A 25,193-nucleotide genomic window follows, 5' to 3' on the forward strand; every position below is an offset into this window, starting at 1 on the left:
CCGCGCTGGCGTGACGGCGGCCGGAGCGGCGCGAGCGCGCCGCGGCGGGGCCGGGCGCGCTGCTGGAGGGGGGGCGCCGCGGCGGGGCCGGGCGCGCTGCTGGAGGGGGGGCGCCGCGGCGGGGCCGGGCGCGCTGCTGGAGGGGGGGCGCCGCGGCGGGGCCGGGCGCGCTGCTGGAGGGGGGGCGCCGCGGCGGGGCCGGGCGCGCTGCTGGAGGGGGGCGCCGCGGCGGGGCCGGGCGCGCTTCTGAAGGGGGGCGCGCCGCGGCGGGGCCGGGCGCGCGGCGATCAGCCCCGGGCTGCCTGGATCTGCTTCACGAGCTCGGGCACGGTCGTGAAGAGGTCCGCGACGAGGCCGTAGTCGGCGACCTGGAAGATCGGCGCGTCGGCGTCCTTGTTGATGGCGACGATGACCTTCGACCCCTTCATGCCGGCGAGGTGCTGGATCGCGCCCGAGATGCCGACGGCGATGTAGAGCGACGGCGCGACGACCTTGCCCGTCTGGCCGACCTGGAGATCGCTGGCGGCGTAGCCGGCGTCGCACGCGGCGCGGCTCGCGCCGACGGCGGCGCCCAGCGCGTCGGCGAGCGGATCGAGGACCTCGTTGAAGCGCTCCTTCAGGGCGCGGCCGCCCGAGACGACGACCTTCGCCTCGGTGAGCTCCGGGCGCTCGCTCTTCACCTGGTCGAGCGAGACGAACTCCACGCGCTCGGCGGCGGCGCTCGGCGGCACGACGGCGACCTGCTCGATCGGCGACTTCCCGCCGGCGGGCTCCGCGGCGGCGAACGCGCTCTGCCGGACGCTCACGACCTGGGTGGGCGTCGTGACGGTGCAGATCCCGTACGCGTTGCCGGCGTACATCGGGCGCTTGTACTTGAGCGTCGAGCCCTCGGCGATCAGCTCCGAGATGTCGCTCGCGAACCCTGCCGACAGCCGCGCCGCGACGCGCGGGAGCAGGTCCTTGCCGTAGGCGCTCGCGGTGCCCACGACGACGGCGTAGCCCTTGGCCGCCGCGGCGACGGTGGGCACGTAGCGCTCGGCGACGTGGTCCTTGAGCGCGCTCGACTCGGCGACGAGCACCTTGGACGCGCCGAGCGTCGCCGCCTCCGCGGCCGCATCGCCGAGCGCGTCGCCGATCACGAGGATCGCGTACGTCCCGCCGAGCGCCGCCGCCGCCTGCCTGGCGAACGTCACGGCGGAGTGGGTCGTCTTCTTCAGCTTTCCATCGGCGGCCTCGGCCACCACGAGAACGTCAGCCATGATCCCTCCTGGGCCTCCTCTACCGGTATCTACGACCTGCCCCAGCGGTCCCGTCAGAGGACCTTCGCCTCGTTCTTGAGGCGGGTGACGAGCTCACCGACGTCCTTCACCTTGATGCCCGCCTTGCGCGCCGGGGGCGGCTGGAACGCGTGGTACTGGACCTTGAGCGCCTGGTCGGCGGCGAGGTCGGCGAGCTTCACCTCGGCGAGGGGCTTCTTCTTGGCGGCCATGATCGCGGGGAGCGCCGCGAAGCGCACGCCGTCGTTGTACTTGAACGTGGGCGCCGTCTTCATCGAGTAGACGCTCGTCGGCGCGACGATGCGGAGGTCGACCGTGACGACGGCCGGCAGGCGCACGCGCAGCGTCGCGACGCCGCCGTCGACCTCGCGGCCGACGAGCAGCGCGCCCTTCTCTTCCTTGATGGTCGCGGCGAACGTGGCGAGCGGCCACTCGAGGAGCTCGGCGAGGATCTGGCCGACCTGGTTCGAGTCGCCGTCGACGGCCTGCTTGCCCATGAGCACGACGTCGGGCTTCTCGCGGTCGACGAGCGTCTTCAGGGCGCGGGCCACGAGATCGCCGTCGAGCTTGTCGTCGGTGGCGTCGACGCGGATGGCGCGGTCGGCGCCCGTCGCGAGGGCGGCGCGGAGGGTCTGCTCGGTCTCCTTCGGCCCGAAGGTGACGACGACGACCTCGCCCGCGCGGGCCTTCGGCGCCTTGCCGTCCTCGGTCAGGCGCAGCGCGGCCTCCAGGGCGTACTCGTCGAACGGGTTCGGCTTCCACTCGAGCCCGGTCGTCTCGATTTTGTCCCCCGACGCAGGGATCTTCACCTTGTTCGCGTTATCCGGATCGGCGACGCGCTTGAGCGGAACGAGGATCTTCACGGCTCGGCTGGCTCCTGTTGCTGTGTGGGTAACGCAGAGCGTAGTCCGCCCAGGCGGGTGAGCGCTACGCGACAGACGGGCCGGCGGGCCCAAGCATGGGGCCCGGCGAGCCCGACTGGAATAGCGCGCCCGAGGCGGAGGGAACCGGTCATGGCAGCCCCGACGTGGTGCGTCAAGCGGGCACGGCGGTTCTCTTGGGATAGGTGCGAGGCGCTGTGAGGGGGCTCGCGGCGGGGGAGGGATGTGGGTGATCCGGTGTGAGAGGGATTGCGGCGGCGCGACGGGGTGCGTGACGGATGCGAACCGTCGAGAGGGGGGTGGCGGCGGGGGGCGCGACGGATGCGAACCGTCGAGAGGGGGCTGGCGACGGGGGTCGCGACGGATGCGAACCGTCGAGAGGGGGCTGGCGGCGGGGTGCGTGACGGATGCGAACCGTCGAGAGGGGGCTGAGGGCGGGGGTCGCGATGGATGCGAACCGTCGAGAGGGGGCTGGGGGCGGGGGTCGCGACGGATGCGAACCGTCGAGAGGGGGCTGGCGGCGGGGGGGCGTGACGGATCGAGTCCGTCAGCGGGGGTGTCGCGCAGGGGGGCGTGACGGATCGAGTCCATCAGCGGGGGTGTCGCGCAGGGGGTGCGTGACGGATCGAGTCCGTCAGCGGGGGTGTCGCGCAGGGGGGCAGCGACGGATCGAGTCCGCCACGAGGGCTCGCTCGCGGGGGACCGTGACGGGGAGCGTCGTCAATCCACGCCGGCCACCGGCGCTCCGTCGTCGAGCGCCGGCTCGCCGGCGCCGGCGGGGTCCGGGGTCGCGCTCTCCTCCCCATCGGCGTCCGCCTTGCCGGTCGAGCGCCGGCGCTCGGCCTTGGCCGCCTCTCGCTGCAGCGGCGCGAGCAGCCGGCGCGTCGTCTCCGCGTCGGCCGCCTCGAGCTCCAGCATCTGAAGCACGCTGCGCACCACCTTGATCCAGCGGTTGCGCGCCCGGAGCTGCCCGCCGCGCGGATTGGCCTGGTCCGGCCTGTCCTGCGCCTCCAGCTGGACGCGCTGCGCGTCGAGCTTTCCGAGCTCGTCGCCCGCGGCGAACCACGCCTGCACCGCCTTGAGCAGGTTGCCCCCCGGTGTCGGCAGCGCCTTGAGCGCAGCCTTCGACTCCGGCGTCAGCCGGTCGCGCGCGAGCTTCACCTCGCCCGCCTCATCGCTGTAGCTCGCCGAGATGAACTTGAGCCCATCCGCGAAGAGCTGATCGCGGATCTCGAGGTAGATGGCCGCGTCCTCGGGATCGTCGGCGAGGTCGGCGAACCCGGTGAGCACCGCGTGGGCGCCGCGGGCCTTGCGGTCGTGCACTTGGTCGACCGCGACCTGCTGTCGCTGGATCTCGGAGAGCTCGTCGTTCGCCTTTTTCTGTCTCCGGTGCGACTTCAAGATACCGTCGTGCGCGGCCTCGATATCGTCGAGGAGCGGGGCGCACCGCTTCAGCGAGACGAGGCGCGGCCGCTCGCGCTCCGGATCGAGCCACGCGGCCGTGATCTGAACCATCTGACGAGGAGAGAGGTCTTTGAGCGCCATGGTGCCTCCTTGGTTTTCCTCCGGCGACGCTCGCCGGGAAATGCACCACCGGGCAGGCTCTCAGAGGAGGCGAGTCGCCGTAAAGGCCTCTTCGTGTGGAGAGCACAGTTTCTACGCCAGCGATCCTGCGGCGCCGTTGCGCTTGCGCCGGCGACGGTCGTCGAAGCAGGGGCGGCGCTGCACAGCGACGCCGAGGCAGCACTGCCTTCCATGACACGCCTGAACGCGCGCGCACGAGTCACCGAGCAGGGGTCGTGGCGGGGCATCCACGAGACGCTGCGGCAAGCAGGCGCGCGTGGAGGGCTCGCGCCGGCGCGGGAACGGGCGAGCCGGGGGGCTGGGAAGGACCGCGCCTCGCCGGGGGCGTCCGGCCGCTCGCGGCAGGGACGGGCGGCGCCGTGTGCGCCTCACATCCGGCGTGCGCGCGGGGAGCGCTTTGGGTAGTCTCGCAGCGTCCGATGCTGACCAAGGTGACCCTCGACCGCTTCCGCGGCTTCCGCAGTCTCACGGTAGACGCCCGACAGATCACGGCGATCGTGGGGCGCAACAGCTCAGGCAAGACCTCGGTGCTCCACGCCATCCGAATGGCGCTGGAGGGGCTCGCCATCGGCCTCGAGGAGGGCGCGCCGCACCTGGACAGTGATCTGTGGATCACCGTCTTCGAGGGCCTGGTCTGGGATCACGCGCGGCTGCACCCGGTGGACGACTGGACCGAGCTGTTCACCGACAAGGAGGTCGGGGAGGGGATCGCCATGACGATCGGACTCGGTTTTGAGGAGAGCGACGTGATCCAGGCGCTCGGCGTGACGCTGTCGTACGCGCGCAATGACCAGCTCAGGCTGCGCGTGCGCGTGCGGAGCGACCGAGCCGCCGAGGAGGCGGCGGAGCTACCGAAGAAATCCAAGTTCAGAAGCGTGCGCCTCTCCGAGGTACTGCGGCGCAGCGCGCCCAAGGCGGTCTTCGTGCCGGCGTTCTATGGCGTGACCAACGGGGAGGAATTCCGAACGAGCGCGGTCGTCAGTCGCCTGCTCGGCGGCGGAGACCAGAGCCGGATCGTGCGCAACTTCATTGCCCGGCTGAACAGCGATGCGTTCAACCGGCTGAGCGATTTCCTCCGCTACAGCATCGGTGCGACGCTGGTCCGCAGGACGACGGCACAGGATGCGGACGACGTCCGGCACCTCGCGGTGTACTTCCAGGACACGAACGGGGAGCTGGAGCTCGGGTCCGCAGGGGCGGGGCTGGTCAACATGATCGCGCTCTATGCGATCATGTACCACTTCCGCTCCGACAGGCGTCAGGGCGAGCTCGGGAGCCGGCCGGTCGTGTATCTCCTCGACGAGCCCGAAGCTCATCTGCACCCGAAGCTGCAGGGAGACATCGGCGAGGCGCTCGCCGCGCTCGCGGTCGAGTTCGGGGCGCAGCTCGTCATCGCCACTCATTCGATCGAGATGATCAACCGGCTCGGTCAGCGGCGGGATGCGCTGCTACTCGCGGTGGACAGGGCATCGTCCCGCGCCGTCGAGCTGGCCTCGGAGGCGGCGCTCGTGCGGGAGCTCTCTGCGTGGTGCGATCTCACGCCATTCACCAGCCTGAACTTCCTCGCCTCACGCCGGATCCTGTTCCACGAGGGTCCAAGCGACGCCGAGATCCTCACCGGCTGCGCGGCCATCTACTTCCGGAACCGGCCTGCGGACCTCGCCGCCTTCAAGCGCTGGACGCTCGTGTCGCTGGGGGGCGTGGGCAATGTGAAGGCCCAAGGGGTGCTGAAGGCTGTGCTCACGCCCTCGCTGTTTCCTACTCTCGACGCCAGGGAGCCAGTGCGCGCGATCTGCGTGCTGGATCGGGATACGGAGCGACAAGGGGGGTTCCGGCAGATCAACGAGCTCACCCGTGGCCACTTCGAGGCCTACGAGCTGGTCTGGCCGCGCTATAGCATCGAGTCGATGTTCATCGAGCCTGCGCGCCTGGCGGCATGGATAGCCGCTGTGCTGATGCCGGGGGCGGTCGCTAGGGACGAGCTCGAGCGGTACGTGAGCGAGGCCATCAAGGCGGCGAACCAGGATCAAAAGCTGCTCGACGACGCGGAGAAGAACCTGCAGCTCGCCAAGATCCGGATCGATCAGATGAAGCTCGCGGACGCCATCGACGCCGCAAAGGCGCAGGCTCGGGCGGAGCCAGAGATCTGGCAGAAAGGCCGGGATCGCGCGCGAGTCGTGCTCCGGGAGGTGCGTGAGCGGCTGACGACAAACTCGCTCAAGAACCAGCTCCGGGGGAGCATCACCAGCCTGATCGATGCCGCCTCGGTGGATAAGCTGGGCGATCCCGAGGTGTTGATTCCAGCGGAAATCGGCGAGTTACTCGAGCACATGGTTGCCCCCAGCGGGGGGCGCTCGGCCTGAGCGCCGCTCAGGCCCCCTCGCTCGGCGGCGGCGCGTCGGCCTCGCTGCCGCGCAGATCGCACCGGAGCCGCCTCCGTAGCTGCTCGTCCATGCGCAGGGCGTATTTCTCGTGGACGCCGAGCGCCGCGGCGACCTTGGCCCAGGAGAGGTCCTGCCAGTACCGCAGCTCGATGAGGCGCGCCTCGCGCTCGTCGAGGCCGCGGAGCGCCTTCCTGAGCGCCTCGAGGGCCTGAGAGCGCGCCACTGCGTCGTCGGGCTGGGCCCTGAGCCGCTCGCCGGTGTCGGCGACGAAGCGCGCGAAGACGAGCGCGCGACACTGGTCCTTGAGCTGGTTCAGCGCGTCGGCGTCGTCGTCTACGAACGGGTCGCTCGCGTCGCGCATCGACTCGGCGGCGTCGAGCGCGGCGTCGAGGCCGGCGCGCCGGAACGACGCCTCGCGCGTGAGCAGCCGGATGACGGCGCCCGCAACCCGCTTCCACGCATACACGCCGAACGGGACGCCGCGCGACGCGTCGTATCCGGGGCTCGCCTCGAGGAGCGCCTGATAGGCCGTCTGCTCGCAGTCCTCCACGCCCTGGCGCGTGCGCACGCCGTAGACACGCGCCGTCGTCCGCGCGACGTGGCGCGCCATCGGGAGCGCCTCCAGCACGCGCTCATGATCGGGAGGAGGTGGGGGTGGACGCCGGCTGCCTGTCACCGCCGCCCACCGAAGGTCCCATTGCCCGGAGCCGGCGCCGCCAGAGGGTCGAGCGCCCCTTCCGCGCCCGCCCCATCACGGGCCACCTCGCCGCTTTCGGACAGGACGACGGGCCTCGCCCGCAGGCGGTCGTGGAGCGGCGCCGCCGCCGGGTGTGTGGCGATGAAGACCGCGAGGAGCCTGCGATAGTCCTCGATCTCCTCGGGCGAGAGCGCCCCGAGGTAGGGGCTCAGCGCGTCGGCGACACAGGCGTCGACGAGCGGATCGACGTCGGCCGTCCTGTCCAGGTCGTGCTCGGGAGCTTCGTGCGTCATGGGGCCTCGCGTGGCGGGGCCCGCGTGCGGCGCGGCGCCCCTTCGTGCTTCCTCTTCTTCTCAAATCACCATCGGCGGACCGGTTCGGACAGGGAAAGCGACGCCCCCGTCGTTTTTCTACGCCGCCCGGGCGGGCGCGGCGGGGGCGGGCGCAGGGCGGGGCGGGGGTGCGGGCCTGCGTGGCCAGGCAACTACGTGAATCGACGCTGCTTTTCAACAATCGACAGCGCCGGTGCATTTTCTCTGTCCGAACCGGCCCCGTGCTCGTGATTTCCACTTCAGGAGACCCCACCGGTGGCACGTCGCACGTCAGACAGCAGCTCCGGGTTCTCCGGCGTGGCCGGGGACGCGCTGGAAGGGACGCCCTACCGGGCGCTCCGGGCGCTCGGGCGCGGGGGGATGGGGGAGGTCGTCGAGGCGGAGCACCGCGCGCTGCGGAAGCGGGTCGTCGTGAAGCTGGTCCGGCGCGCGTTCGAGCGCGACCCGCGGTTCGCCGATCGGCTGCGGGTCGAGGCGCAGGCGCTGGCGGCGGTGTCGTCGCCGCACGTGGTGGCGGTGCTCGATCTGGGCCAGACGCCGGCGGGGCGCCCCTACTTCGTGATGGAGCGGCTCGAGGGGTGGACGCTGGGGGAGGAGCTTCAGCGGCGCGGTCCGCTGCCGGTGGCCGAGGCGATCGACGTGGGGCGGCAGGTGCTGGCGGGGCTCGCGGCGGCGCACCGGGTGGGGGTTGTGCACCGCGATGTGAAGCTCGACAACGTGTTCCTGTGCGCGCCGGGGGCGGCGGCACCGGGGGGCGCGCGGGTCGCGAAGGTGCTCGATTTCGGCGTCGCAAAGGTGCTCGACGGCGCCCTGGCCGACGCGGCGCCGGGGGCGACGCCTGCGGTGGACGGGCCGGCGTATCCGACCGAGGCCGGACTGCTCGTGGGGACGCCGCGGACGGCCTCGCCGGAGCAGGCGCGGTGCCAGCCTGTGGACGCGCGGGCGGATGTGTATGCGGTGGGGCTGCTGATGTATACGCTGGTCGTGGGGCACGGTCCGTTCGCCCATGTCGAGGACGCGCTGGGGGTGCTGCGGGCGCACGTCATGGAGACGCCGGCCCCGCCGTCGCGGTACGCGGCGCAGCGGATCCCGGCCGCGCTGGACCGGGCGGTGTTGAAGGCGCTGGCGAAACGGCCGGAGGAGCGGTTCCAGAGCGCGGAGGCGTTCGGGGAGGAGCTTGGGCGGATCGGGGCGGAGCTGGTGGAGGGGGGAACGGCGCGGGGGCCGGAGGCGGAGACGAGCTGGGGGCCGCTGAGCAGGGCGTGGTTCGAGGCAAGGCCGGACGGGAGCAGCGGGGCGGGAGCCGGCGGGGGCGAGAGGACGGAGGCGGGGGCGGTGCCGGTGGACGCGCGGCTGTTCGCGGGGCTGACGCTCGCGAGCACGGTCGTGTTCTCGGCGATCGCGGCGCTGGTGCTGCGCGGGATGGGGGTGTGGTGATGGCGCGGGAGGCGCTGAAGGCCGGTGACGTGTTCCTCGACTACCGTGTGACGGAGGTGATCGACGCGGGTGGGATGGGGGAAGTGTACAAGGCGGTGGAGGACTACTCGGAAGACGTGGTGGCGATCAAGTGCATGTCGCCGCGGCATGTGAGGAGAGAGGACTTCGCGAGGCGGTTCCGGCAGGAGTGCAAGTTCTATCCGAAGCTGAAGCACCCGAACATCGTGAGGATGAGGAAGGCCGGTGTGTCGCCTGAGGACGTGGCGTACATCGTGATGGACTACCTCGATGGGAGGACGCTGAGGAAGCTGCTGAACAAGGCCTATCGGCTGGACTTCCTGAGCGCGATGCACGTGATGCTGCAGGTGGCGGACGCGATGACGTTCGTGCACTCGAAGGGGATATGGCACCGTGACCTGAAGCCCGAGAACATCATGGTGGGGACGAAGGCGGACGCGAAGGGGCACGTGTGGCTCTTGGACTTCGGGATAGCGAAGTTCGCGGATGGGGGGATGAGCACGGACGACCTGCCGGACGTGGGGACGGTGCGGTACATCTCTCCGGAGCAGGTGAAGCTGCTGTACACGTCGTCGAAGAAGGCGCAGCGGGCGGAGCACGCGAGGCCGGATGGGCGCACGGACATCTACGCGTTCGGTGCGATCTTCTACGAGGTGCTGACGGGGAAGCACCTGTTCCTGGACGACAGCGAGTCGGCGACGGCGGAGGAGACGCTGACAGGGCACCTGGTGGCGGCGCCTGAGCCGGTGCACGAGATCGTGCCGGATTGCCCGGAGTTCGTGTGGCCCGTGGTGGCGCGGTGCATCGCGATCGACCGGGAAGAGCGGTACGCGAAGTTCGACGAGGTGGCGCGGGATCTGCGGGCGCTCTTGAGAGACACGGTGCCGGCGGGGCACGTGCTGGCGCAGCGGCTTGCGCAGGAGCGGATGAAGGCGGCGCGGGAGGCTGCGTTCGCGGAGGTGGCGCTGGAGGACAGCGCGCCGGTGGAGGAGGAGAGGAGCGCAGCGGGCCGGGGGGGCGAGGAGGAGACGGAGGAGGCGGGGGCGCGCGGGAAGAGCGAGGGGGGCGGGATGGAGCGAGGCGGGGCGGAGGGAGAGGAGCGGGCGCGGCGCGTGGTGCACGGGGAGACTGCGCCGCTGGAGCAGTTCGTGGCGCCGGCGAGCGTGCTGCCGTTCGCGCCGGTGTCGCGCGTGCCGCGGGGGCGGGGGGTGGGGCACACGGAGCCGCTGCCGGCGCTGAAGCCGCTGGAGTCGACGGCGAAGCTGTCCGGGAAGTGGGCGGAGCAGATGGCGCAGCGCATGGGGCCGCCGCCGCTGCCGCAGGCCCGAGCGCAGGGGGTTGGGGTGGCGCCGCCGGGGTATGGGGTGCCGCCGCAAAGGCCGGCGTCGGTGAGGGCGGAGAGCTACGCGGTGGCGCCGCCGAGGGCGGCGATGGAGCCGCAGCACGTCGTGCCGCCGCAGCCGTCGTGGAGAGACGCGCACCGCGCGGCGGCGCCGTCGCGGCCGGAGGTCGAGCCGCCGTACGTGACGCCGCAGTACGTCGCGCCGCCGCCGTATCCGGCGACGGGGCCGCAGCCGGTGGCGGTGTCGTCGCCGCAGCCGGTGGCGGTGTCGTCGCCGCATCCGGTGATGGTGCAGCAGCCGGTGGCGGTGTCGTCGCCGCATCCGGTGATGGTGCAGCAGCCGGTGACGTCGCCGCCGTATCCGGTCACGGGGCAGCCGCCGGTGGCGACGCCGCCGCTGGCGCTGATGGAAACGCAACGAGCGGTATCGGGACCGCTGCCGGTCGCGCTGCCGGCCGCCGGGCGGCCAGCGGCGCCGAGCGCGGTGACGGCGCCGAGCGCGGTGACGGTGCCGAGCGCGGTGACGGTGCCGAGCGCGGTGACGGCGCCGAGCGCGGGAGCGGTGAAGGCGCTGCGGAAAGAGACGCCGACCACGCCGGCGCCAGCGGCGCTGCTGACGCAGCCGCGGCGGGCGCCGAGAGCGTACGTGCTTGCGCCGCTGGTGGCGCTGGCGCTGACGCTGGGGGGCGTTGGTGTGGTGCTGGGGCTGCGCTCGGCGCGCGACGCCGGGCCGGCGGCGGTGACGGGAGAGCCGGCGGCGACGGCGGCGCCGGTGGAGAGCGCGACGGCGAGCGCGGCGCCGCCGGCGGAGGCGGTGCCGGTGGCGGCGCCGCCGGCCGAAGCCATTGTGGCGGCGCCCGTGCCGGAGGCGGAGGCGAGCGCAGCGGAGACGGCAGCAGCCGACGCGGCCGCGAAGGGGGCGGCAGCGGAGGCCGAAGCGCCGTCTCCGAAGGCGCAAGCGGAGGCGGCGAAGGAGCTGTCGCCGGCGAAGGCAGAGGCGGGGAGAGCTGCGGGGGTGAAGGCCGCGGCGGAGACCTACGACGACGACGAGGACATCTACCCGATGCCGAAGCGGCAGAAGCCGTCGTTTCTGAGGGTGATCGAGGAGCGGAAGAAGGCGGCGCCCGCGAAGCCGTCGGCGCCCGCGAAGCCGTCGGCGCCCGCGAAGCCGTCGGCGCCCGCGAAGCACCAGGGGGCGCAGTCAGGCCGGCCATGCACCACGGCGGGGTGCAGGCCGTTCTAGTCGCTGAGGAGAGAGGTCGTTCGAGATGGGCAGCAACAAGGACAGCGACGACATCCGGCAGTACCTGCCCGACCTGGAGAGCATCCGGCGCGAGGCGGATCCGGAGGTGGCGGAGCAGAAGCTGCGGCAGGCGCAGAACAACCCGGAGCTGGACCGCGCGCTGTCGGAGATGGAGCAGCAGAAGGCGACGGGGCAGCCGCTGTTCCAGTTCCCGGTGGTGCCTGCGCTGGCCAAGGAGCGACCGGGACATCCGCCGCTGCCGGTGCGAGCGGTGCCACCTCCGTATCCGGTGACGGGGCCGCAGCAGGGAGCGCCGCATGGGCCGGCGGTGCAGCAGCACGGGGCGACGAGGACGCAGCACGTGCCGGTGCTGCAGCAAGGCGGGACGGCGCCGCAGCGCACGGCGGCGCAGGGCGCGCCGGTGCAGCAGGGCGCGCCGGTGCAGCACCACGGCGCGCTGGTGACGCAGCGAGTGCCGGTGCTGCAGCAAGGCGGGACGGCGCCGCAGCGTACGGCGGCGCAGGGCGCGCCGGTGCAGCAGGGCGCGCCGGTGCAACACCACGGCGCGCTGGTGACGCAGCGGGTGCCGGTGTTCGGGGGCGAGGCTGCGCCGCCACGCGCGCCGGCGCACCAGCAGGGCGCGCCGGTGCAGTCGCCGGGAGCGATGGCGCAGAGCCAGTGGGCGGACCGGGGGCTGCCGCCGATCGACAAGGCGCTGCTGCCGTCGTCGTTGCTGCCGGTGACGCCGCCGCCGGTGGCGGTGCCGAAGGCGCCGGCCGCCACGGAGTCGACGGGAAAGCGCCGGCAGTGGATGCCGACCTGGCTGATGGTGTTGCTCGCGGTGGTCGCGGTGAGCAGCCCGTTCGTGCTGGCGAGGCTCCTGGGGCAAGAGGAGCCGCCGAAAGAGCCGGCGCCGGCGCCGCCGTCGAGCGGGGCGCCGGCGCCGAGCACGCAGGCGCCGCCCGAGGCCTCGGAGCTGCTGGCGCCGGTGGCGCCGGGACCGTCGGAGGCGGTGGAGCCGAGCCTCGACGACACCGCGACGGCGAGCGAGCCGCCAGCGCCGCCGGCGCCCGCGCGGCCGGTGCATCCCGCGCCGCATCGACCGCAGACTCCGGCCGCGCCAGCACCCACGGAGCGGCCACAAGACGAAGGATGGATGGAGTGAGACCGCGTGGAGCCATGAAGATGACCAGCCGATCGCTTGCTGTATTGCTGACCGTTGCGACCTTGATCGCCGACCCTGACATTGCTGCCGCGCAGCCAGCCGCGCCGGGGACGACGCCCGCCAGCGCCGCCGATGCGGCGAAGCGCGCCGAAGCGCTCGTCGATAAAGCAAAGTCGCTCTACTTGGCTGGCAAGTACCAAGAGGCCGAGGAGGCGCTGCTCGTGGCCTGGGAGCTGAACCCGACGTTCGACGTGGCGTACAACCTCGGGAACACGGAATACAAGCTGCAGAAACACCGGGAAGCAGCGCAGTACCTTTCGTTCGCGCTGAGGCACTGGCCGCTGCTGAAGGGGGTGGCGAAGCTGAAGCCGAACGCCGAGAAGTGGCTGGCGGAGTCGCGGGCGCAGGTGGGTGCGGTGGCGGTGACGGTCGGCGCGGCGGGAGCGGAGGTGCTGGTCGACGGTAAGGCGGTGGGCAGGTCGCCGCTGGAAGGAGAGGTGTTCGTCGAGGCGGGGGAGCACCGAGTGGAGGCGAGGCTTTCGGGGTACGCGCCGGCGAGCGAGACGGTGCAGGTGGCGAAGGGCGGTGCGGTGGAGGTGACGCTGGCGATGGCGCTGGCGCCGAGCGAGGCGCCGGTCGCGCGGGCGGGGGAAGGCGCGAGCGCGCCGGGGGCGGGGGCCGGGGCGCCTGCGGCAGGGCTGGGGACCGGGGCGCCCGTGGAGCCGGTGCAGCCGCCGCAGGAGAGGAGCTGGGTGCCGGTGATCGCGCTGGGAGCGGCGAGCGCGGTGGGGCTCGGCGTGGGGATCGGGATGACGGTGGCGTCGAACAATGCGAGCAGTGATGTCGACATGCAGGGGCGCGCGATCATCGACGCAGGCGGGCAGTGCAGGGAGCCGCCGAGCGCGTTCGTCGATCGTTGCTCGAAACTGTATGATGCCGGCTCGCGGGAGGAAACGTTCGGCAACGCGGCACGAATAGCGTTTGCAGCATCGGGTGTGCTAGCCGTCGCCGCTGTGACTTATGCCTTGTGGCCTCGGGCGGAGGCGCGGGTAGTGGCGCCGGTGCGCGTGTTGCCCGATGTGGGTGCTCATAGCGCAGGGGTCACCCTGCTCGGCGTTTGGTAACGAGCTCGAAAGAGAAGAAGATGAGAATCCAAACGAAGCAGCGGGTGTGGGCGGCCGTTGCTACCGCCATCATGGCCACGGGCTGTGATGCGCTGTGGCTCGATGTGACGGGGGACTGCAAGCGGATGCTGACATGCGACTACTTTATTCAAGCTGGAAGTGGCGGCGGGACGCCGTCGAGCTGCGTGCCGAGCGAGAGCCCGGAGGCGGTAGTGGATGCGTGTGGCGTGTTCGTGTCGGTGAGCGGCAGCGACGAGGGCGCCGGGACGAAGGCGGAGCCCCTGAAGACGCTGAGCCTGGCGATCGCGCGGGCGGCGGAGCAAGGGAGCGCGGTGTACGCGTGCGCGGAGGAGTTTACGGAGGCGGCGCAGGTGCCCGCGGGCGTGAAGTTCTTCGGCGGTCTCGACTGCGCAAACGGATGGGGCTGGATCGGCGAGACGGCGAAGACGGTCGTGGCGCCGGGCGAAGAGGCGATCGCGCTGAAGGTGATGAGGGGCGAGGGGGCGGTGAGGATCGAGGACGTGTCGGTGCACGCGGCGGATGCGCAGGCGCCGGGGGCGTCGTCGATCGCGGTGCTGGTGGATCGTGCGGAGGCCGAGCTCGTGCGGTGCGAGCTGGTCGCCGGGAACGGAGCGGATGGCGCGGAGGGAGAGGACGCGCCGAGCGAGGCGCCGCCGCAGGCGTCGCCGGGGAACGCCGGAACGAATGCGTGCAGCGATGTTGATGGCACGCCGGGGCCAGACGTGACGCTGTCCGGCGGCGCCCAGGTGGTCAACGAGTGCGGCGGGGAGCTGTCGATTGGCGGTGGTGGTGGTGATGGAAACGTGACCAATGGCACCGGCGGCGACATCGGAACGCCGGTGAGCCCGGGAAATGGTGCTGGTGGACTCGGAGAGAGTAGCGATGGCTGGAACTGCAACGTTGGCGGCACGAATGGCGGCGCTGGTGCAGGCGACAACGGTGCGCCCGGCGATACCGGCGTCGCCGCGAGCGGCCTCGGCGCGCTGAGCTCATCCGGCTATGTGGGCAAAAGCGGCGGAGCCGGGGGAGCGGGCCATCCAGGGCAAGGCGGAGGCGGAGGCGGGGGCGCGAAGGGCGGTGCGGCGATCTGCGCAGGCGGGATGTCAGGAGCCGGAGCGAGCGGAGGCAGCGGCGGACCTGGTGGCTGCGGCGGGCTGCCTGGCCAAGGCGGCGGAGCCGGCGGAGCGAGCATCGCGCTGGCGAGCGTGGAGGGGAAGGTGACGCTGAGGGACTGCGTGCTGAAGGCGGGCAACGGAGGCAAGGGGGGCGCGGGCGGTGACCTGCAGCCGGGCGGGCTCGGAGGTCTCGGCGGGGTGGGAGGCACCGGGATGGGCGGCTCCAAGGCTGCGTGCGCTGGCGGTCAGGGAGGGCAGGGAGGCAACGGCGGTCCAGGAGGAGGAGGTCTCGGCGGGCCGTCGCTGGCGATCGCGTACCGAGGCGCGCCAGTGAAGCAGCAAGGACAGACGACGTTGACCCCCGGCACGGCGGGCGCGGGGGGACCCGGCGGAAGCAGCAACGTTGCGGAGAATGCAGGCGCTGACGGCGTAAGTGCAGCGGAGCAAGAGTTTCCGTGACCGAGCGGTGAGGTAGCGGGCGGCGTTGTCGAGAGCGCCGCTCGCACGGTCGCGGAGTGGGGCGGGAAGAGGCGGGAAGAGGCGGGAAGAGGTGTCGGCGATCGCGCGAGGCGCGATCGCAGGGGAGAGGTGCATCGCAAGGGAGCCGTGCGCGGTAGCGAGCAGAGCCTGCTGGAACGCCGGTGCACCGGACGCGAGCGGAAACCGCTGAGACTTCACCCCGAAGGCGGGCTGCGGGCCGTAAGAAACGATGTGTTGTCGGTTGGTAATCACGTGAAGCTGAACGTAATGCATTCGCGTCGAATGACGAGGGCCACGGCTGGTGAGCCGCTGAGCTGAAGGAGGAGACAAGAAATGGTTGGACGCACCCCGCGCCGGGGTGGTAGGGACTGTTTTGTCGCGGAAACGCGGCACGGTGGGCTGCTCGGCGCTGACAACCTCGCCACCTCAGAGTGGAATGCCCAAGGCGCGGGCGGATTGACCGGAGATCTGCTGCATCCTTCTGCGTCGGGCCGCGAGTACGGATGTTATCCGACGGTCGTTGAAGGCAGCCCAGCAGCAGATCGCTTTTGCGCGGCGAGGAGCCCGCGAACTGTGGCAGCGGCCGCTCGGATGCGCGGCAGCGCAGGCTCGAGAGCGGCCGGTGCTTCGGGGACCCCTCCCGTCCCGCGCGTAGCGCGGGACTTGGGAGGGGCGGCCCGCGCGCAGGCCCGCAGGGCCGAGCACGGGCCGGGGGTGGGCAGCTTGGTTCTCGCTGTCGTCCTGTGCTGCTCGCCTGTGCGCGTGGCGTGGGGCGAGGAGCGCAGAAGCTCGCCACCTGCCACGATGTCCGATCCGTATGTGGAGGCGGAGCTTGAGTCGGCCTGGGAGCTGAACCCGACGTTCGACGTGGCGTACAACCTCGGGAACACGGAATACAAGCTGCAGAAACACCGAGAAGCAGCGCAGTACCTTTCGTTCGCGCTGAGGCACTGGCCGCTGCTGAAGGGGGTGGCGAAGCTGAAGCCGAACGCCGAGAAGTGGCTGGCGGAGTCGCGGGCGCAGGTGGGCGCGCTCAAGGTGTCGGTCACCGTGGCGGGAGCGGAAGTGCTGGTGGACGGCAAGAGCGTCGGCCGGGCGCCGCTGGAAGGGGAGGTGTTCGTGGACCCCGGCGAGCACCGGGCGGAGGCGCGGCACCTGGACTACGAGCCGGTGAGCCAGACGGTGAGCGTGGCGAAGGGCGGGACGGCGGAGGTGAAGCTGGCGATCTCGCCGGTGAGGAGCGAGGCGCAGGCGTCGGGTGTGAAGACGGAGGGGGGCGGGAGCGCGACGGGGGCGGGGGTCGTCGGGCCCGTGGCGGGGCAGCCGGCGGTGCCGGTGGAGCCGCCGCCGCCGCCGGAGAAGAGGAGCTGGGTGCCGGTGATCGCGCTGGGGGCGGCGAGCGCGGTGGGGCTCGGGGTGGGGATCGGGATGACGGTAATGTCGAGAAATGCGCGGAGCGACGCGGAGGGATATCGAGAGCAGATCCGGCAGGCGAACGGGCGGTGCATCGAGCCGCCGAGCGAATTGATCGACACGTGCCGCGACGTGGAGAACGAGGCGGGGCGGGCGGCGCGATTCGGCACGGTGTCCGTGGTCGGCTACGCGGCGTCGGGCGTGCTGGCGGCCGCTGCGGTGACGTATGCGCTCTGGCCTCGACGTTCCGGGCCGGCGACGCACGGCGTGCGTGTGTTGCCTCAGACGAACGTAGGCGGGGGCGGTGTCGTCGTCGTGGGAGCTTGGTGAGCGGGGCGATGGTGAGCACAATGAAGACCAGGCGGGTGACGTGGTGGATGAGCTGGAGTGCGGCATCGTTGCTCATGAGCGGCTGCGACTATCTGTCGATCGGGCTGGATAGCGACTGCGAGTTCCTGCTCACATGCGGGCACTTCCTGCCGACAGGCAGTGGCGGAGGACCGCCAAACCCCTCGTGCGAGGCTGATCCGACGCAGGACGCGAGCACGGTGACGGACGAGTGCGCGGTATTCGCGAGCGCGACGGCGGAAGCGGGGGGAGACGGGACGAAGGCGAAGCCGTATGCGTCGCTCGGGGAGGCGGTTGCGAAGGCGAACGGCAAGCGAGTGCTCGCGTGTGCGATCGAGCCGTTCGCGGAGAGCGTGACGATCGAGGCTGGGGTCGAGGTGATCGGCGGCTTCGACTGCAAGGCGGAGTGGGCGTGGAGCGCTGAGGCCCGCAGCGCGATCGAGGGACCCGCCGGCGCGGTGGCGCTCACGATGACGGAAGGCGCAAGCGGGGCGAAGGTGAGGAGCTTCGCGATCCGCGCGGCGAGCGCGACGGAGCCGGGTGGGTCGTCGATCGGCGTGGCGGTGGCGGACGTCGAGGTGGAGCTTGCGCAGGTGGACGTGACGGCGGGCGATGCCATGGATGGCGCGACTGGCGAGGCGCCGACCGAGGTGCCGCTGGCCGGCGCAAGCGGGTCCACGACAACGGCCTCGGCAGCGTGTGTTGGGGAGGCGCAGGTGTACGGCGGCGACCCCGGCGTGACGATGTGCGAGGACGGCGAGACGCGCGGCGGTGCCGGAGGGGTGGGCGGGGTCCCAGGCGCGGACGACGGCAACGGGCAGATCGGGGCGGATGGCGCGCCGGTACCGGAGCCGAATCCCGATGCGTCCGGACTTGGCGGCACGGGACAGACGGATCCAGACGGCGACTGCAAACCCGGCACAATCGGCAAGAGTGGAGCCCGTGGCATGGCTGGCGCTGCCGGAAGCGACACGCGGCTGACGCTGGCCGGCATCGAGGGCGGCGACGGAGGCGACGGCACAATCGGGAAGCGAGGTCAAGGGGGAGGGGGAGGTGGCGGTGCGAAAGCGGGGCAGTTCTGCCCGAGAGGCCCGAACACCGTCCCGGGGCTTGGCGCGAGCGGTGGTGGGGGCGGAGCCGGCGGCTGCGGCGGTAAGGGAGGCGGTGGCGGGAAGGCCGGCGGGTCGAGCCTCGGGATCGTGAGCCTGGGGACGAAACTGGTGCTGAAGGAGGTGACGGTCGCGGTGGGTAAGGCGGGGAAGGGCGGAGATGGAGCCGGCGGGAGAGGCGGTGCCGCTGGAGGCAGCGGCGGCGCGGGGGGGGCTGCTTCGCCCCTCGGTGGATCGATCGGCTGTGATGGTGGCCGAGGCGGTCAAGGCGGGATGGGTGGCCCTGGCGGCGGTGGTCGAGGCGGCCACGCGGTGGGCATCGCCTACGCCGCGGCGCCGACTGCCGCAGTGGAGCTCATGGAGTTCACCATGGGCACGGCCGGCGACGGTGGTAGCGCCGGGCCCGGTGGCTTGGAGCAAAACAACGGAGTCAAAGGGGCGAGCGTTGTCTGCTGGAGTTTTGCGACCAACGAGAGCTGCGGAGACTGAGAAGAGTGATGGGGTGTTTGGTAATTCCGAGGAGCTCAGCGGAATGCGCTTGGCCGAGCAATGAGGGCCACGGCTGGTGAGCTGCTGAGCTGAAGGAGACAACAAGAAATGATTGGACGCACCCCGCGCCGGGGTGATAGGGATTCTTTTGTCGCGGAGACGCGGCACGGTGGGCTGCCCGGCGCTGACAACCTCGCCACCTCAGAGTGGAATGCCCAAGGCGCGGGCGGACGGACCGGAGATCTGCTGCATCCTTCTGCGTCGGGCCGCGAGTACGGATGTTATCCGACGGTCGCTGAAGGCAGCCCAGCAGCAGATCGCTTTTGCGCGGTGAGGAGCCCGCGAACTGTGGCTGCGGCCAGGCGGATGCGCCGCAGCGCAGGCTCGAGAGCTGCGGGTGATCCTGAGACCCCTCCCGTCCCGCGCGTAGCGCGGGGCGTGGGAGGGGCGGACCGCGCGCAGGCCCGCAGGGCCGAGCACGGGCCGGGGGTGGGCAGCCTGCTTGTCGCTGTCGCCCTGTGCTGCGCTCCTGTGCGCGTTGCGTGGGGCGAGGAGCGCAGCACCTCGCCGCCTGCCACGGTGTCCGATCCGTATGTGGAGGCGGAGCTTGAGTCGGCCTGGGAGCTGAACCCGACGTTCGACGTGGCGTACAACCTCGGGAACACGGAATACAAGCTGCAGAAACACCGGGAAGCAGCGCAGTACCTTTCGTTCGCGCTGAGGCACTGGCCGCTGCTGAAGGGGGTGGCGAAGCTGAAGCCGAACGCCGAGAAGTGGCTGGCGGAGTCGCGGGCGCAGGTGGGCGCGCTCAAGGTGTCGGTCACGGTGGCGGGAGCGGAAGTGCTGGTGGACGGCAAGAGCGTCGGCCGGGCGCCGCTGGAAGGGGAGGTGTTCGTGGACCCCGGCGAGCACCGGGCGGAGGCGCGGCACCTGGACTACGAGCCGGTGAGCCAGACGGTGAGCGTGGCGAAGGGCGGGACGGCGGAGGTGAGGCTGGCGATCTCGCCGGTGAGGAGCGAGGCGCAGGCGTCGGGTGTGAAGACGGAGGGGGGCGGGAGCGCGACGGGGGCGGGGGTCGTCGGGCCCGTGGCGGGGCAGCCGGCGGTGCCGGTGGAGCCGCCGCCGCCGCCGGAGAAGAGGAGCTGGGTGCCGGTGATCGCGCTGGGGGCGGCGAGCGCGGTGGGGCTCGGGGTGGGGATCGGGATGACGGTGGCGTCGAACGCTGCAAGCGATGATGTCGACGCGCAGGGCAGTGCGATCATCGACGCAGGTGGGCAGTGCAAGCGACCGCCGAGCGCGTTCGTGGATCGTTGCTCGGAGCTGAATGATGCCGGATCGCGCGAGGAAACCTTCGGCAATGCGGCACGAGTAGCGTTTGCAGCGTCAGGCGTGCTTGCCGTCGCCGCGGTGACTTATGTCCTGTGGCCGCGGCCGGCGGCGCGGGTGGCAGCGCCAGTGCGTGTGCTGCCCCAAGTAGGTGCTCACACCGCAGGGGTCGCCCTGCTGGGCGTCTGGTAACGAGCTGCAGAGAGAAGAAGATGAGAACCCAAACAAAGCAGCGGGTATGGGCGACTGCGGCGATCGCCATCATGGCCACCGGTTGTGATGCGCTGTGGCTCGATGTGACAGGGAACTGCCAGCGGATGCTGACGTGCGACTACTTCCTTCAAGCTGGAAGTGGCGGCGGGACACCAGCGAGCTGCGTGCCGAGCGAGAACCCGGAGGCAGTAGGGGACGCGTGTGGCGTCTTCGTGTCAGCGAGCGGTGACGACACGGGTGACGGGACGAAGGCAGAGCCCGTGAAGACGCTGAGCGCGGCGATCGAGCGGGCAGCGGACAAGGGAGGCGCGGTGTACGCGTGCGCGGAGGAGTTCGCCGAGGCGGCGGAGTACCCGCGGGCATGGGGCTGTTCGGCGGCCTCGACTGCGCAAACGGATGGCGATGGATCGGCGAAACGGCGAAGACGGTGGTGGCGCCCGGCGAAGGGGGGATCGCGCTGAAGGTGATGCGGGGCGAAGGCCCGGTGAGGATCGAGGACGTGGCCGTGCACGCGGCGGATGCGCAGGCGCCGGGAGCGTCGTCGATCGCGGTGCTGGTGGACGGCGCGGAGGCGGAGCTGGTGCGGTGCGAGCTGATCGCCGGGAACGGGGCGGACGGCGCGGAGGGAGAGGATGCGCCGAGCGAGGTGCCGGTGCAGGCGTCACCGGGGAACGCGGGAACGGATGCTTGTAGCGATCTCGATACATCGGGAGCGCCGGATGCGGCGCTGCCAGGAGGAACGCAGGTCGAGAACGCGTGCGGAGGCGCGCTGTCGATCGGCGGAGAGGGCGGCGCTGGCAGGGTGAACAACGGCGGCAGTGGAGAGATCGGAGAGCCCGGCTCGCTCGGAGCAGCCGGCTCCGGGGAGCCCGCGGCAGGCGACTGGAGCTGCGCCGCCGGTGGCACCGGGCAGGGCGGCGATAATGGCCCGGCCGGCGAACCTGGTTTCGCCGCGAGCGGTCGCGGCACGCTGAGCTCGTCGGGGTACGTGGGCGCGAGTGGCGAGGCCGGGCGAGCGGGCAAACCCGGGCAAGGCGGAGGCGGGGGCGGAGGGGCGAAAGGTGGCGCGGCGATCTGCGGAGGCGGCATGCCAGGAGCCGGAGCGAGCGGAGGCAGCGGCGGACCCGGCGGCTGCGGCGGGCTGCCGGGGCAAGGGGGCGGAGCCGGCGGAGCGAGCATCGCGTTGGCGAGCGTGGACGGGAAGGTGACGCTGAAGGACTGCGTGCTGAAGGCGGGCAACGGAGGGAAGGGAGGCGCTGGCGGTGACCTGCAGCCGGGCGGAGCCGGCGGTCTTGGCGGCGTCGGCGGCATGGGGGTCGGCGGGTCGAAGAACGCGTGCGATGGAGGGAAGGGAGGCCAGGGAGGCAACGGCGGCCCCGGAGGAGGAGGTCTCGGCGGGCCGTCGCTTGCGATCGCGTACCGGGGCGATGCGGTGAAACAGGAGGGGCAGACGACGTTGACCCCCGGCACGGCGGGAGTCGGGGGACCCGGCGGAAGCAGCAACGTCGCGGAAAATACAGGCGCCGAGGGCGTAAGCGCAGCGGAGCAGGAGTTTCCGTGAGCGAGCGGTCAGGTAGCGGGCGTCGTCGTCGAGTGCGCCGCCCGCGCCGCCGCGGGAGGAACTGGTGGAGGCGGTCGCGCGAGACGCGATCGCTGGGGAGAGGTGCGTCCCGACGGCTGTGCCGGAGGGCTGGAGGTGTCGAGCGGTGTCCGCAGCAGCTTCGGTGCCAGCGAGAGCCGCGGAAAGTGAGCATCACGTACGAGCTTGTGGAAAATTGACAAGTCTGGTCGTAAACCATCGAAAGGCATCGATTTCTGACAGATACGCCTGGCGGCCTCTTCCGGGATGGGCAGAATCAGCGCTACCCGATCGGAAGGAGCAGCGATGCCGACGCGCCGGAAGTCCCGCCGAGACGACGTCCCTCCTTCTCGCCGGCGCCCGAGCCTGAGTGGACTGAGCGACTGGGAGCGGAAATGGGTACGGAAGCTCGGCCTCGATGACATCCCGTGGGATCCGGAGCAGTGTTGCGAGCACTGCGTCGCGAAGCGAGCGGCTCGGGCAGAGGTGGTGGAGGAGGTTGCGCCGCCGTCGGGGAGCCGACCGAGGTGGATGCGGAGCCATGGCTGGGCGAAGATCCCACCGAGGGCTGGTGGTCCGAAGCGACGGAGCGAGCGCGGAGGCAAGCTGACGCTGCTGAAGCTCGTGCGCTCACCGCGTGTCGAACGCAAGGAGCCTTGAGCAGAGGGCTCGATCTCGAGGGTGCTGGTTTGCGTGAGCCGACGTTGACGGCCCGGGCGCGGTGAGGGTGCACGGCGGCGACGCCGCCGTGCGCTGGGCGACAAATCAGGATTTGGTGTACCGCGGGCGTGGTGCGCCGTGACTCGGCTCGTCCTCGCGACGAGCGTGCGAGGTGGATGATGGTGTGCCGAGCGCTCGCCGTCGAGGCGGGGGCGGATGCCCCTGTGTCGAGGCGTCGTACGAGCATGGAGGAGAGCTCTGGCGCGTTGCCTTGTCTGGGGCTGTTCTTGGTCGTCGGTGGATTCGGTGAAGAGGCTGTCTCCCGCACGGCGATTGAGATGGTACACGAGTGCATCGAAAGGGACCGTGGGGATGATGGTGGTGTTGATGAGATGACTTCGCCGCGGTGTCGCGACGAAGTGCGGCTCATGATGAGCCCGCGTCGAACAAACCGCTGTGGTCTCGGGAACGATTGCGCGGATCCGGGACGGTGCGGTGTGCCTTTGAGGTTCGCCGGTGTGCTGCTCGCGCCGGGGGCAGCATATATTGCGTACGCTGGCGATATGCGCGTCTACCGGTTGCGTGGCGGGGAGCTGGAGGAGCGAAGGCGCGATCAGGCAACGCTCGACGGTGGCCTGACGGATGGAAGAGTCTTGCCGGATGCGTTGGTCGTATTGGCCCAACATGCGAATGCGGCGACTCGCGCTCTCGGCTGCGAGGCGGCGGTGGAGGTGAAGACGCAGGTCGAGCGCACCGAGCCAGGCGACATTTTTCTCGTGTGTTCGGAGGGGCTTTGGAGCGCTGTGTCGGAGCACCGAATCAGCGGTATCCTTGCGGCACACCACGAGTTGCGCCTCGCGGCGAGTCTGCTGATGGACTGCGCTCATGAGCATGGGGAGATCAGCGACGTGACGTGCGTCGTGGCGCGTGTCGGCGACACCTGAAAGTTGAAATTCACGAGGAGGAGCGGTGCGCAAGCACGGGAGAAGACTTGGTGGCATCACGGCTGGCACCCTCTGCGCGGTGCTGGCGGCCGTCGGGTGCGACGCGCTGTCGATCGGCCTGACCAGCGACCCTGACTACATGCTGAAGGGCCCGGAACACGACTGGCTCCAAGCCGCGGGCGGCGGACCGCCGAATCCAGCGTGCGAGGGAGACCCGACCGAGGACGCGAGCGCGGTGAGGGACGAGTGTGCGGTGTTCGCGAGCGCGACGGCGGAAGCAGGGGGAGACGGGACGAAGGCGAAGCCGTATGCGTCGCTCGGGGAGGCGGTTGCGAAGGCAAACGGCAAGCGGGTGCTCGCGTGCGCGAGTGGTGCGTTCGGCGAGAGTGTGACGATCGAGGCTGGGGTCGAGGTGATCGGCGGCTTCGATTGCGACGCGGAGTGGGCGTGGAGCGCTGAGGCCCGCAGCGCGATCGAGGGACCGGCGGGCGCGGTGGCGCTCACGATGACGGAAGGCGCGAGCGGGGCGAAGGTGAGGAGCTTCGCGATCCGCGCGGCGAGCGCGACGGAGCCGGGTGGGTCGTCGATCGGCGTGGCGGTGGCGGACGTCGAGGCGGAGCTCGCGCAAGTGGATGTGACCGCGGGCGATGCCATGGATGGCGCGAACGGCGAGACGCCGGGGGAGGCGCCGCAGGTGGGAGCGAGCGCGCCGATGAATGTGTCGAATGCGTGCACCAACCCGAGTGTGGTGTTCGGCGGCGACCCCGGTGTGACGGAGTGCGAGGACGGCGAGACACGCGGGGGCGCTGGCGGCCCTGGCGGGATCACGGGGACCAAGGAAGGCAACGGGGAGAAGGGAGCGGATGGGGTGCCGCTGCCGGAGCAGAACCCAAGCAACAGAGGGATCGGAGGCTCGGGGCAAACGGATCCCGCTGACGAATGTAATGCCGGGGCAAACGGCAAGAGCGGCGATTCTGGCGACCCGGGAATCGCCAGCAGCGACACGACACTGACGCTGGCCGGCATCGTTGGCGGCGACGGCCAGAGCGGCACACCCGGTAAGCGAGGTCAAGGGGGTGGAGGCGGAGGGGGAGCGAAGGCGGGGGTGTTCTGCCCAGGCGCAGGCGGGACTACGGTGGACGGCGTGGGTGCGAGCGGCGGCGGAGGCGGCGCCGGTGGTTGCGGCGGCAAGGGAGGCGGGGGCGGGAAGGCCGGGGGATCGAGCCTCGGGATCGTGAGCCTGGGGACGAAGCTGGTGCTGACCGACGTGACCGTCGCGGTGGGGAAGGCGGGCAATGGGGGCAACGGAGCCGGCGGGAGGGGTGGAGCCCCTGGAGGCAGCGGCGCGCCCGGAGGTACCGCTTCGCCCCTTGGTGGATCCATCGGCTGCCGAGGCGGAGATGGCGGTCAAGGAGGCATGGGCGGCCCCGGCGCGGGCGGCCGAGGCGGGCACGCGGTGGGCATAGCATATGGGGCGGTGCCGGGTGCTGCGGTGACGCTGGCGAACTTCATGGGGGGCACAGCGGGCGAGGGCGGAGGTCCGGCGCCGAGAGGAAACGCCGGCGACGTGGGTGTGAGCGGAGAATATTGGGACTTCACGGGCAATGCGAGCTGCAGCCAGTGAAGTGAGCAGCGCGGTGAGAATGATTGAGAATCGTTGAGAACTGAGCGCAAGGCCGAGGAGCGACGTGTTGGCGCGGTGCTCCGCGAACCGCTGAGCTGAAGGAGACAACAAGAAATGATTGGACGCACCCCGCGTCGGGGTGATAGGGATTCTTTTGTCGCGGAGACGCGGCACGGTGGGCTGCTCGGCGCTTGCAACTTGGCCACCTCCGTGTGGTATGCCCAAGGCGCGGGCGGACGGACCGGAGATCTGCTGAACCCTTCTGCGTCGGGCCGCGAGCGCGGATGTCATCCGACGGTCGCTGAAGGCAGCCCAGCAGCAGATCGCTCTTGCTCCGCGAGGAGCCCGCGAAGCTTGGCCGCTGCCGGCGCGGCTGCGCCGCAACGTT

At 71.3% G+C, this 25,193-nt stretch carries 17 protein-coding genes; 12 read left to right on the forward strand and 5 right to left on the reverse strand.

The genetic code is table 11. The annotated features are described in order from the left end of the window. Nucleotides 1-287: 287 nt before the first annotated feature. The 3 genes from WMF24_RS03680 to WMF24_RS03690 all read right to left on the reverse strand — a co-directional run bounded on the left by WMF24_RS03680 (nt 288) and on the right by WMF24_RS03690 (nt 3,703). A complete protein-coding gene (locus tag WMF24_RS03680; RefSeq protein ID WP_437734947.1) occupies nt 288-1,259 on the reverse strand; it encodes an electron transfer flavoprotein subunit alpha/FixB family protein in 972 nt (323 codons plus the stop codon). A gap of 53 nt (nt 1,260-1,312) precedes the next feature. After that, on the reverse strand, nt 1,313-2,140 hold the full coding sequence (locus WMF24_RS03685) for an electron transfer flavoprotein subunit beta/FixA family protein (protein WP_437734948.1): 828 nt from the start codon (nt 2,138-2,140) through the stop codon (nt 1,313-1,315). A 738-nt stretch (nt 2,141-2,878) separates the two neighbouring features. Then, nucleotides 2,879-3,703, reverse strand: a complete 825-nt coding sequence (locus WMF24_RS03690; protein ID WP_437734949.1) for a hypothetical protein — start codon at nt 3,701-3,703, stop codon at nt 2,879-2,881. Between the two features lie 458 nt (nt 3,704-4,161). Between WMF24_RS03690 and WMF24_RS03695 the strand changes: the two genes are divergently transcribed. Beyond that, nucleotides 4,162-6,105, forward strand: coding sequence for an AAA family ATPase (locus tag WMF24_RS03695; protein WP_437734950.1), 1,944 nt, complete (start codon nt 4,162-4,164; stop codon nt 6,103-6,105). A gap of 7 nt (nt 6,106-6,112) precedes the next feature. Here WMF24_RS03695 and WMF24_RS03700 read toward each other — a convergent pair whose 3' ends face one another. Both WMF24_RS03700 and WMF24_RS03705 read right to left on the reverse strand, forming a co-directional pair. Further along, nucleotides 6,113-6,754 carry a sigma-70 family RNA polymerase sigma factor gene (locus tag WMF24_RS03700; RefSeq protein ID WP_437734951.1) on the reverse strand — a complete coding sequence of 214 codons (642 nt, stop codon included), beginning with the start codon at nt 6,752-6,754 and terminating at the stop codon, nt 6,113-6,115. Nucleotides 6,755-6,798: 44 nt separating this feature from the next. Next, a complete protein-coding gene (locus tag WMF24_RS03705) occupies nt 6,799-7,116 on the reverse strand; it encodes a hypothetical protein (RefSeq protein WP_437734952.1) in 318 nt (105 codons plus the stop codon). Nucleotides 7,117-7,410: 294 nt separating this feature from the next. Between WMF24_RS03705 and WMF24_RS03710 the strand changes: the two genes are divergently transcribed. The 11 genes from WMF24_RS03710 (at nt 7,411) to WMF24_RS03760 (ending at nt 24,805) form a co-directional block, all read left to right on the forward strand. After that, nucleotides 7,411-8,592 (forward strand): serine/threonine-protein kinase, encoded by a 1,182-nt coding sequence (locus WMF24_RS03710; RefSeq protein WP_437734953.1) that lies wholly within the window; start codon nt 7,411-7,413, stop codon nt 8,590-8,592. After that, complete coding sequence (locus tag WMF24_RS03715) at nt 8,592-11,195, forward strand: protein kinase domain-containing protein (RefSeq protein WP_437738758.1); 2,604 nt, start codon at nt 8,592-8,594, stop codon at nt 11,193-11,195. The genes WMF24_RS03710 and WMF24_RS03715 overlap by 1 nt, the downstream gene beginning before the upstream one ends. Nucleotides 11,196-11,220: 25 nt before the next feature. Continuing rightward, nucleotides 11,221-12,360, forward strand: coding sequence for a hypothetical protein (locus WMF24_RS03720; protein WP_437734954.1), 1,140 nt, complete (start codon nt 11,221-11,223; stop codon nt 12,358-12,360). A 14-nt stretch (nt 12,361-12,374) separates the two neighbouring features. Beyond that, nucleotides 12,375-13,484, forward strand: coding sequence for a PEGA domain-containing protein (locus WMF24_RS03725; RefSeq protein WP_437734955.1), 1,110 nt, complete (start codon nt 12,375-12,377; stop codon nt 13,482-13,484). Nucleotides 13,485-13,504: 20 nt separating this feature from the next. Further along, nucleotides 13,505-15,079: a PGRS family protein gene (locus WMF24_RS03730; RefSeq protein WP_437734956.1), complete on the forward strand. Its 1,575-nt coding sequence runs from the start codon at nt 13,505-13,507 to the stop codon at nt 15,077-15,079. A gap of 825 nt (nt 15,080-15,904) precedes the next feature. Next, nucleotides 15,905-16,843, forward strand: coding sequence for a PEGA domain-containing protein (locus WMF24_RS03735; protein ID WP_437734957.1), 939 nt, complete (start codon nt 15,905-15,907; stop codon nt 16,841-16,843). Nucleotides 16,844-16,863: 20 nt separating this feature from the next. Next, nucleotides 16,864-18,459 carry a hypothetical protein gene (locus WMF24_RS03740; RefSeq protein ID WP_437734958.1) on the forward strand — a complete coding sequence of 532 codons (1,596 nt, stop codon included), beginning with the start codon at nt 16,864-16,866 and terminating at the stop codon, nt 18,457-18,459. 489 nt (nt 18,460-18,948) lie between these two features. Beyond that, complete coding sequence (locus WMF24_RS03745; protein WP_437734959.1) at nt 18,949-19,977, forward strand: PEGA domain-containing protein; 1,029 nt, start codon at nt 18,949-18,951, stop codon at nt 19,975-19,977. Between the two features lie 382 nt (nt 19,978-20,359). Further along, entirely contained in the window at nt 20,360-21,559 is a 1,200-nt protein-coding gene (locus WMF24_RS03750) for a hypothetical protein (protein ID WP_437734960.1), read from the forward strand. Between the two features lie 1,196 nt (nt 21,560-22,755). Further along, nucleotides 22,756-23,181 (forward strand): PP2C family protein-serine/threonine phosphatase, encoded by a 426-nt coding sequence (locus tag WMF24_RS03755; protein ID WP_437734961.1) that lies wholly within the window; start codon nt 22,756-22,758, stop codon nt 23,179-23,181. Nucleotides 23,182-23,206: 25 nt separating this feature from the next. Next, nucleotides 23,207-24,805 (forward strand): hypothetical protein, encoded by a 1,599-nt coding sequence (locus tag WMF24_RS03760; RefSeq protein ID WP_437734962.1) that lies wholly within the window; start codon nt 23,207-23,209, stop codon nt 24,803-24,805. Nucleotides 24,806-25,193 lie beyond the last annotated feature (388 nt).

The organism is Sorangium sp. So ce1335 (assembly GCF_051521615.1).
Lineage (GTDB): Bacteria > Myxococcota_A > Polyangia > Polyangiales > Polyangiaceae > Sorangium.

Excerpts from the sequence above, each read along its gene's own strand:
- WMF24_RS03705 (WP_437734952.1), bottom strand. The coding sequence starts at position 7,116 with ATGACGCACGAAGCTCCCGAGCACGACCTGGACAGGACGGCCGACGTC.
- WMF24_RS03695 (WP_437734950.1), top strand. The coding sequence starts at position 4,162 with ATGCTGACCAAGGTGACCCTCGACCGCTTCCGCGGCTTCCGCAGTCTC.
- WMF24_RS03720 (WP_437734954.1), top strand. The coding sequence starts at position 11,221 with ATGGGCAGCAACAAGGACAGCGACGACATCCGGCAGTACCTGCCCGAC.
- WMF24_RS03750 (WP_437734960.1), top strand. The coding sequence starts at position 20,360 with ATGGGGCTGTTCGGCGGCCTCGACTGCGCAAACGGATGGCGATGGATC.
- WMF24_RS03735 (WP_437734957.1), top strand. The coding sequence starts at position 15,905 with ATGTCCGATCCGTATGTGGAGGCGGAGCTTGAGTCGGCCTGGGAGCTG.
- WMF24_RS03725 (WP_437734955.1), top strand. The coding sequence starts at position 12,375 with ATGAAGATGACCAGCCGATCGCTTGCTGTATTGCTGACCGTTGCGACC.
- WMF24_RS03690 (WP_437734949.1), bottom strand. The coding sequence starts at position 3,703 with ATGGCGCTCAAAGACCTCTCTCCTCGTCAGATGGTTCAGATCACGGCC.
- WMF24_RS03680 (WP_437734947.1), bottom strand. The coding sequence starts at position 1,259 with ATGGCTGACGTTCTCGTGGTGGCCGAGGCCGCCGATGGAAAGCTGAAG.
- WMF24_RS03730 (WP_437734956.1), top strand. The coding sequence starts at position 13,505 with ATGAGAATCCAAACGAAGCAGCGGGTGTGGGCGGCCGTTGCTACCGCC.
- WMF24_RS03715 (WP_437738758.1), top strand. The coding sequence starts at position 8,592 with ATGGCGCGGGAGGCGCTGAAGGCCGGTGACGTGTTCCTCGACTACCGT.
- WMF24_RS03740 (WP_437734958.1), top strand. The coding sequence starts at position 16,864 with ATGAAGACCAGGCGGGTGACGTGGTGGATGAGCTGGAGTGCGGCATCG.